We start from the raw sequence: 6,214 nt of genomic DNA on the forward strand, positions 1-6,214 counted from the left end.
AACTAAACGACATTGATTTATAAACTGTACCTTTTGTTGCTGCTCCATGTCTAAAAGCATTTTTTGAGAAAGGTATTTTTGGGGTATCAATCTATTTTGATCCATTTTTTTTCGCTATTTAATTGAAAACTCCCTACATGTTCCTTATTCCAATCCTTTGGTCCTATTAATGACAAAAAATGTTCGCCATGTTTGTTTTCATACAAATGATATATTTCGCCAATAACGGGTTCAAACGAAAACTTAGATTTATATATAACTTCATTCCACTCAAACTCCATCATGAGCTTTTCAAATTGCAATTTAAGCTCACTAAACTTTTGTTCAAATTCTTTATTTACTTGTCTTACCCCCCTTGTTTTCCATGCCGCCACATCATCTATTTGAATGACGGGTGCCCCCACTTGGGTCGGATAAGACAACCTATTGGCATGATACCCTAATACAGCATCATATACAACTTGATCAGGTAATTTCTTATTCATAATGATTTTTTTAATATTTTATATAAATTACAATCCATTTACCGTTTGGATATTGTATTATTTGATATCGCTTTTTGACGACTGCATTTGAATCTGCAAATGGCTCCATTGCGTTTGCTTGCATGCTTGGTTTTACAATTTTCTACCCTTTGCCGCCATAGCACATAACTCTTCCATGTTAATGATTTTTTCATCAATATTTTAACATCGGCTTCTTTCAAACCAAATTGAAATTCAATAGCCTCAAAGGGTGTTCTGTCCTCCCAAGCCATTTCTATAATCCTATCTTGGGCAATTTCATTCCATTGCCTTGTTGTCCTATTTACCATGTGTTTAATATTTATCTAAAAACATTAGACAAAAATACAGCAAAAATTTGAATTGCATTTATTTTTTTTCTTATTTTAATAAAAAAATATATATATTAAATAAGCTGTTCCTTTCTAGAAGCTATTTCCAGCCATACATTACAAGTCCTCGCCCCAAAAAAGTGTTTTTCTATGGTATAAAAAGAGCTTCCTCTGGTCGCTTTTTTATACCAAGAAAAACTACTTTTTGGGCCTCCGGGCTTTTCATTGCTGTCTGGGCTAGTGCATTAGAATGTAAAACAAACTTTGGAATAAAAATTTAAAAAATAAGATAATATATTTTTTCAAATTTAAAATAAACTTTATTTTATAACATTGTTGTCCGATAAAAAAGAAGACAAATTAATGGCTTCTTAAAAAACATCGTATTTTTGTGTTGCAAAACTAAAATATCGATGGGCAAAAATAAGTATTTTTTCAACAAAAACTGTTTTCGGACAGTTGATTTCTTTATTAGATAATTCTATGATTCATAAAGCCGTAAAAAGCATGATTCGGATAGGTATGTAAAACATTTCAAATGTCAAGATCATTTGTTCAGTATGGTTTTTTGCTGTTTAGAAAAATGTAATACATTGCGTGAAGTTTCGGTAGGAATATTAGGTTTATCAGGCAAAGAGGAAACCGTCAGAATCAATCATTTTCCAAAAAAGAGTACTTTGGCAGATACAAGCAAGGGAAGGAAAGTAAAATTTTTTGAAGAAATATATAGCAACCTACTCAAGAAATATAGCTTTGTTTTGTCGAACAGTCGAATTGAGATAGCTTTAGGTAAAAAGGTCAAAATAGTTGATAGCACAACGATATGCCTGTTTAAAGACATATTAGAATGCGTCAGGCTGTGAAAAAACCCTGTTTATTATCCAAAAAACCAAAAAAACGCTGGTTTTTGAATGTAATAGAAGCCATTTGCGAAAGGGTTATTTTTAAGCAGCATTATTTTGTTTCTAAATAATGTGTGCTGTAAAACGATGTTTTGAGGTGGGTTTGGGTAAAAAAAACTATTTTATTTCAATGTTTTTTATTATTTTTGAAGAATATTTAACGACAGTTTTTTTACAGACTGACGATAGTGGTAATTTTGACCGAGCCATGAACAAACAAATAAAGAGTAAAAATGAACGGAATAACATACATTGAAAATTTTATTGACAATCCAACAGAATTATTCAATATTCTCACAAAAACTATTAATTGGGACGAAAGAATGTCTGCACGAAAAACAGCAAGTTTCGGCAAAGCATATAATTATTCACAAATTGATTACCCATATCAAGAATTTCTACCTGAAATTGAAACAATAATTAAACAACTGAAACCAATAATTGGATTTGAAGCAAACAATTGTTTAATCAATTATTATATGGATGGAAAATCAAAAATGGGTTATCATTCAGACCAAACAGATATTTTAGAAACTAACACCGGAATTGCAATAGTTTCAATTGGAGAACTAAGAATTTTAAAATTTAGGAATATTGAAAATCCAGACAAATTTTTTACTTATGAATTGACAGCAGGAAGTTTAGTTTATATGACACAAGAAATTCAAACAATATGGCAACATTCAATTCCAAAATCGAACACCGAAAATGCCAGAATTAGCTTAACTTTTAGACAAATAAAATAAAAAAAACACTAACAACTAGCATTTCCTTGCGGCTTCAAGCCGAGCAATGAATTGTAATCAACGAATACCTATAAAATATAAAATCCATGAGATAAACCGATTACATTAACCCTCTTTATGGGTTTATCGAAAAATTTTTTGTTAGCATTTTAAGAGGATTTGGTTCCTCTTTTTTTATAAAAATTGGTAAATAAATGCTATTTTATTTCATAGTTTTTTATTATTTTTTAAAAAATATTGTCTGCCCTTTTTTTACATAGTACCGTTAGGTGTATTTTAAAAAAAATCATGAATAAAATGGAAAATGATGGATTAGAGTTTACTATTATACGTGGTATAATAGATAATTCTCAAAGAAAATTAATTTTAAAACAAGAGTTCATTCAATTTGAAAGTAACGATAGGGTTTCAAATCCTTACACAACTTTCAAAAGTAATGAAATTTTAGAATTCCGAAATGGATTACTTTTAAATTAACTTTTGGAAGAGAATATTTTATTTATATAAAAAACAATCAAAACAAAATAATTAAAATAAATTTCAGAACATATTTTGGTAGAAAAAAAACAGAATATCACAACCTGTATGTTAACATAATTCAAAACATCATAAAATTTTATTTTGATAATAAAGTAGTCGAATATATCAAAAGGTATGAAAACAAAGAAGCATTTACAATTGGTGAAGTTAAATTTAGTGTTGATGGCGTTACAATACAAGTTAGCGGAATTATAAACCAATCTGAAAAAATGATTGCGTGGAATAATATTAGAACTAAAGATTATATTACATATTTCTCAATATATTCTGCAGAAGATCCTAGCAAAATAAATAGAGGTTATAGTTATTTAAACGATTGGAACACTTATGTTCTGTATTGTGTATTAAGATCAATATTGAATAGTCAAGGAATAGAAAAATGGGTTTAAAAAAAGAACAACCGTCGAATGCTAGCATGTTGTTTTGCACGGTACACCATCAATGAATTATTTATCGATACAAATGATGTTTTTCAATCGATTATTTAGAGTTGCAATAAAATTATTTTTTTGTAAATTAATTATTAAAATAAAAATATAATAAGATAAATTAGTATAAAATAAAATATTTTACTTTAGTATTTTTTTATATTATATTGTACATGTATTGCTATTGAAATTATAATAGAACATGAGAATATAACAATTACACTTACTTTAAAAAACAATCCATAAATTGAGGTAAATTTAAAAAATTAGTTTGTTTTTCAAATTTATTGAAAAAAAATGGTACTTTTGAATACAAAAATCTTCAAAATGAGTGAATTAATAAAAATATACGAGGACAATCCCAACGAGGCGGCTATTCAAAAAGTAGTTAAAGTACTTCAAAATGGTGGTTTGATTATTTATCCTACCGACACCGTTTATGGATTGGGTTGCGATATAACAAATTCAAAGGCATTAGAAAAAATTGCTAAAATAAAAGGAATCAAACTGGAAAAAGCTCCTTTTTCGTTTATATGTCATGATTTGAGTAATTTGTCAGATTATATTCGTCAAATAGATACTGCTACTTTCAAGATTTTGAAAAGGGCTTTGCCTGGTGCCTATACCTTTATTTTGCCTGGCAATAATAATTTGCCCAAAGAATTTAAAAAAAAGAAAACGGTTGGAATTAGAGTTCCTGATAATAATATTGCCCGTCAAATTGTTAAAACATTAGGAAATCCAATTGTTTCAACCTCTATTCGAGATGAAGATGAACTGATAGAATATACCACAGACCCCGAATTGATATTTGAAAAATGGCAAAATAAAGTAGATTTGGTAATAGATGGAGGTTATGGCAGCAATGTGGCTTCTACTATTGTGGATTTATCGGGTTTTGAACCAGTAATTTTGAGAGAAGGCAAAGGAAGCATTGATTTTATTTGATAAAAAAAATCCATAATCGTAATTATGGATTTTTTCTTAAAAAAACTGTTATTTGTTAAAAGAAACCTAATTTATTTTTGTTATACGAAATTAACATATTTTTAGTTTGACGGTAGTGATCCAACATCATTTTGTGATTTTCTCTACCAAAACCTGATTTTTTATAACCACCAAAAGGAGCATGTGCTGGGTAAGCATGATAATTATTTACCCAAACTCTTCCCGCCTTAATGGCTCTTGGTACCTGATAAATTTGATGTGCATCTCGTGTCCACACTCCTGCTCCAAGGCCGTAAAGGGTGTCGTTAGCAATTTCAATAGCCTCTTCTACCGTTTTGAAAGTGGTAACACATGTTACTGGTCCAAAAATTTCTTCTTGAAATATACGCATTTTATTATGCCCCTTAAAAATGGTTGGCTGGATGTAGTAACCACCTTGCAACTCACCATCGAGCTGATTTACAGCACCTCCACATAAAACTTCGGCTCCTTCTTCTCGGCCAAGTTTCAAATAAGATTGTATTTTTTCGTATTGATCATTAGAAGCTTGTGCCCCCATCATGACAGTTCCATCTAAAGGATGACCTGTTTTTATGGCATTGGTTCGCTGAATAACACGTTCCATAAATTTTTCGTAAATATCTTCCTGTACTAATATTCTAGAGGGACATGTACACACTTCTCCTTGGTTGAGTGCAAACAATACGGCTCCTTCTACAGCTTTGTCAAAAAAAGCATCATCGGCATCGGCTACCGAGCTGAAGAAAATATTTGGTGATTTTCCTCCTAATTCCATCGTTACAGGAACTAAATTTTCTGAAGCATATTGCATGATAAGTCGCCCAGTAGTGGTTTCGCCCGTAAAAGAAACTTTTGCAACTCGTTCTGATTGTGCCAATGGTTTACCCGCTTCTAATCCAAAACCCGTTACTACATTTAATACACCAGGAGGCAACAAATCATGAATAATTTCTAATAAAATCATAATGGAGGTTGGGGTTTGTTCTGCGGGTTTTACCACACAACAGTTTCCTGCGGCAAGGGCTGGAGCTATTTTCCAAGTGGCCATCAAGAGCGGGAAATTCCAAGGTATAATTTGACCAACTACTCCCAATGGTTCGCTCAAACAGATGCTTACAGTATCTTCGTCATGCTCTGAAATTGTTCCTTCTTCGGCACGGATTACACTTGCAAAATATCTAAAATGATCGATTACCAAAGGCAAATCTGCTGCACGAGTTTCTCTTATGGCTTTACCGTTATCAATAGCTTCTACCACGGCTAGGTATTCTAAATTAGCCTCAATTCTATCGGCAATTTTATTCAAAACACTGCTTCGGTATGTGGGCGAGGTTTTGCCCCATGTTTTGAAAGCATCGTGAGCGGCATCCAATGCCAGCTCTACATCTGCTTTTGTAGATCGTGCGGCTTGAGTAAATACTTTTCCATCTACAGGCGAAATATTTTCAAAATATTCACCTCCTACAGGTGCCACAAATTGTCCACCAATATAATTATCATACTTTGCCTTAAATTCAGGTCTTTGTGCTACATTGCTCATATTAAATTCATTTTTAGTTTGGACAAAACTAGTTGCAAAATTCTATATACAATAGCATTTTTCATTCAAAAAATAGCACAAAATTTCCAATTTCATTTTTTTATTCTAAAATATTTCTATTATTGATAAAAAAACAAATAAAAATAAAAAATGGAATATCAATAAACATTTCTGTTTTGATAATCCATTTTTTCTTAAACAAATATTTTTAAATTATTAAAAAATAAATTTCAGGAACTTATACCAAATATACA

Annotated in this window: 7 protein-coding genes; 4 read left to right on the plus strand and 3 right to left on the minus strand. The window is 30.8% G+C overall.

All coding sequences use genetic code 11. The annotated features are described in order from the left end of the window. Positions 1-86: 86 nt before the first annotated feature. Together B0A58_RS14540 and B0A58_RS14545 are read right to left on the minus strand one after the other, a co-directional pair. A complete protein-coding gene (locus tag B0A58_RS14540) occupies positions 87-485 on the minus strand; it encodes a DUF2452 domain-containing protein (RefSeq protein WP_089081646.1) in 399 nt (132 codons plus the stop codon). A gap of 38 nt (positions 486-523) precedes the next feature. Then, positions 524-814, minus strand: coding sequence for a TIGR03643 family protein (locus B0A58_RS14545; RefSeq protein ID WP_089081647.1), 291 nt, complete (start codon positions 812-814; stop codon positions 524-526). Between the two features lie 572 nt (positions 815-1,386). Here B0A58_RS14545 and B0A58_RS14550 point away from each other — a divergent pair. From B0A58_RS14550 to B0A58_RS14570, 4 genes are all read left to right on the plus strand, one after another. After that, on the plus strand, positions 1,387-1,698 hold the full coding sequence (locus B0A58_RS14550) for a hypothetical protein (RefSeq protein ID WP_089081648.1): 312 nt from the start codon (positions 1,387-1,389) through the stop codon (positions 1,696-1,698). Positions 1,699-1,970: 272 nt separating this feature from the next. Further along, positions 1,971-2,483 carry an alpha-ketoglutarate-dependent dioxygenase AlkB gene (locus B0A58_RS14560; RefSeq protein WP_089081650.1) on the plus strand — a complete coding sequence of 171 codons (513 nt, stop codon included), beginning with the start codon at positions 1,971-1,973 and terminating at the stop codon, positions 2,481-2,483. A gap of 288 nt (positions 2,484-2,771) precedes the next feature. Beyond that, a complete protein-coding gene (locus B0A58_RS14565; protein WP_089081651.1) occupies positions 2,772-2,960 on the plus strand; it encodes a hypothetical protein in 189 nt (62 codons plus the stop codon). 818 nt (positions 2,961-3,778) lie between these two features. Then, positions 3,779-4,399 (plus strand): L-threonylcarbamoyladenylate synthase, encoded by a 621-nt coding sequence (locus B0A58_RS14570; RefSeq protein ID WP_089081653.1) that lies wholly within the window; start codon positions 3,779-3,781, stop codon positions 4,397-4,399. A gap of 55 nt (positions 4,400-4,454) precedes the next feature. Here B0A58_RS14570 and B0A58_RS14575 read toward each other — a convergent pair whose 3' ends face one another. Next, positions 4,455-5,960 carry an aldehyde dehydrogenase family protein gene (locus B0A58_RS14575; RefSeq protein ID WP_089081652.1) on the minus strand — a complete coding sequence of 502 codons (1,506 nt, stop codon included), beginning with the start codon at positions 5,958-5,960 and terminating at the stop codon, positions 4,455-4,457. Positions 5,961-6,214: the final 254 nt, after the last annotated feature.

Origin of the sequence: Flavobacterium branchiophilum NBRC 15030 = ATCC 35035 (genome assembly GCF_002217205.1) — a bacterium.
In the GTDB taxonomy this organism is placed as follows: domain Bacteria; phylum Bacteroidota; class Bacteroidia; order Flavobacteriales; family Flavobacteriaceae; genus Flavobacterium; species Flavobacterium branchiophilum.

Excerpts from the sequence above, each read along its gene's own strand:
- B0A58_RS14540 (WP_089081646.1), bottom strand. The coding sequence starts at position 485 with ATGAATAAGAAATTACCTGATCAAGTTGTATATGATGCTGTATTAGGG.
- B0A58_RS14545 (WP_089081647.1), bottom strand. The coding sequence starts at position 814 with ATGGTAAATAGGACAACAAGGCAATGGAATGAAATTGCCCAAGATAGG.
- B0A58_RS14560 (WP_089081650.1), top strand. The coding sequence starts at position 1,971 with ATGAACGGAATAACATACATTGAAAATTTTATTGACAATCCAACAGAA.
- B0A58_RS14565 (WP_089081651.1), top strand. The coding sequence starts at position 2,772 with ATGAATAAAATGGAAAATGATGGATTAGAGTTTACTATTATACGTGGT.
- B0A58_RS14570 (WP_089081653.1), top strand. The coding sequence starts at position 3,779 with ATGAGTGAATTAATAAAAATATACGAGGACAATCCCAACGAGGCGGCT.
- B0A58_RS14575 (WP_089081652.1), bottom strand. The coding sequence starts at position 5,960 with ATGAGCAATGTAGCACAAAGACCTGAATTTAAGGCAAAGTATGATAAT.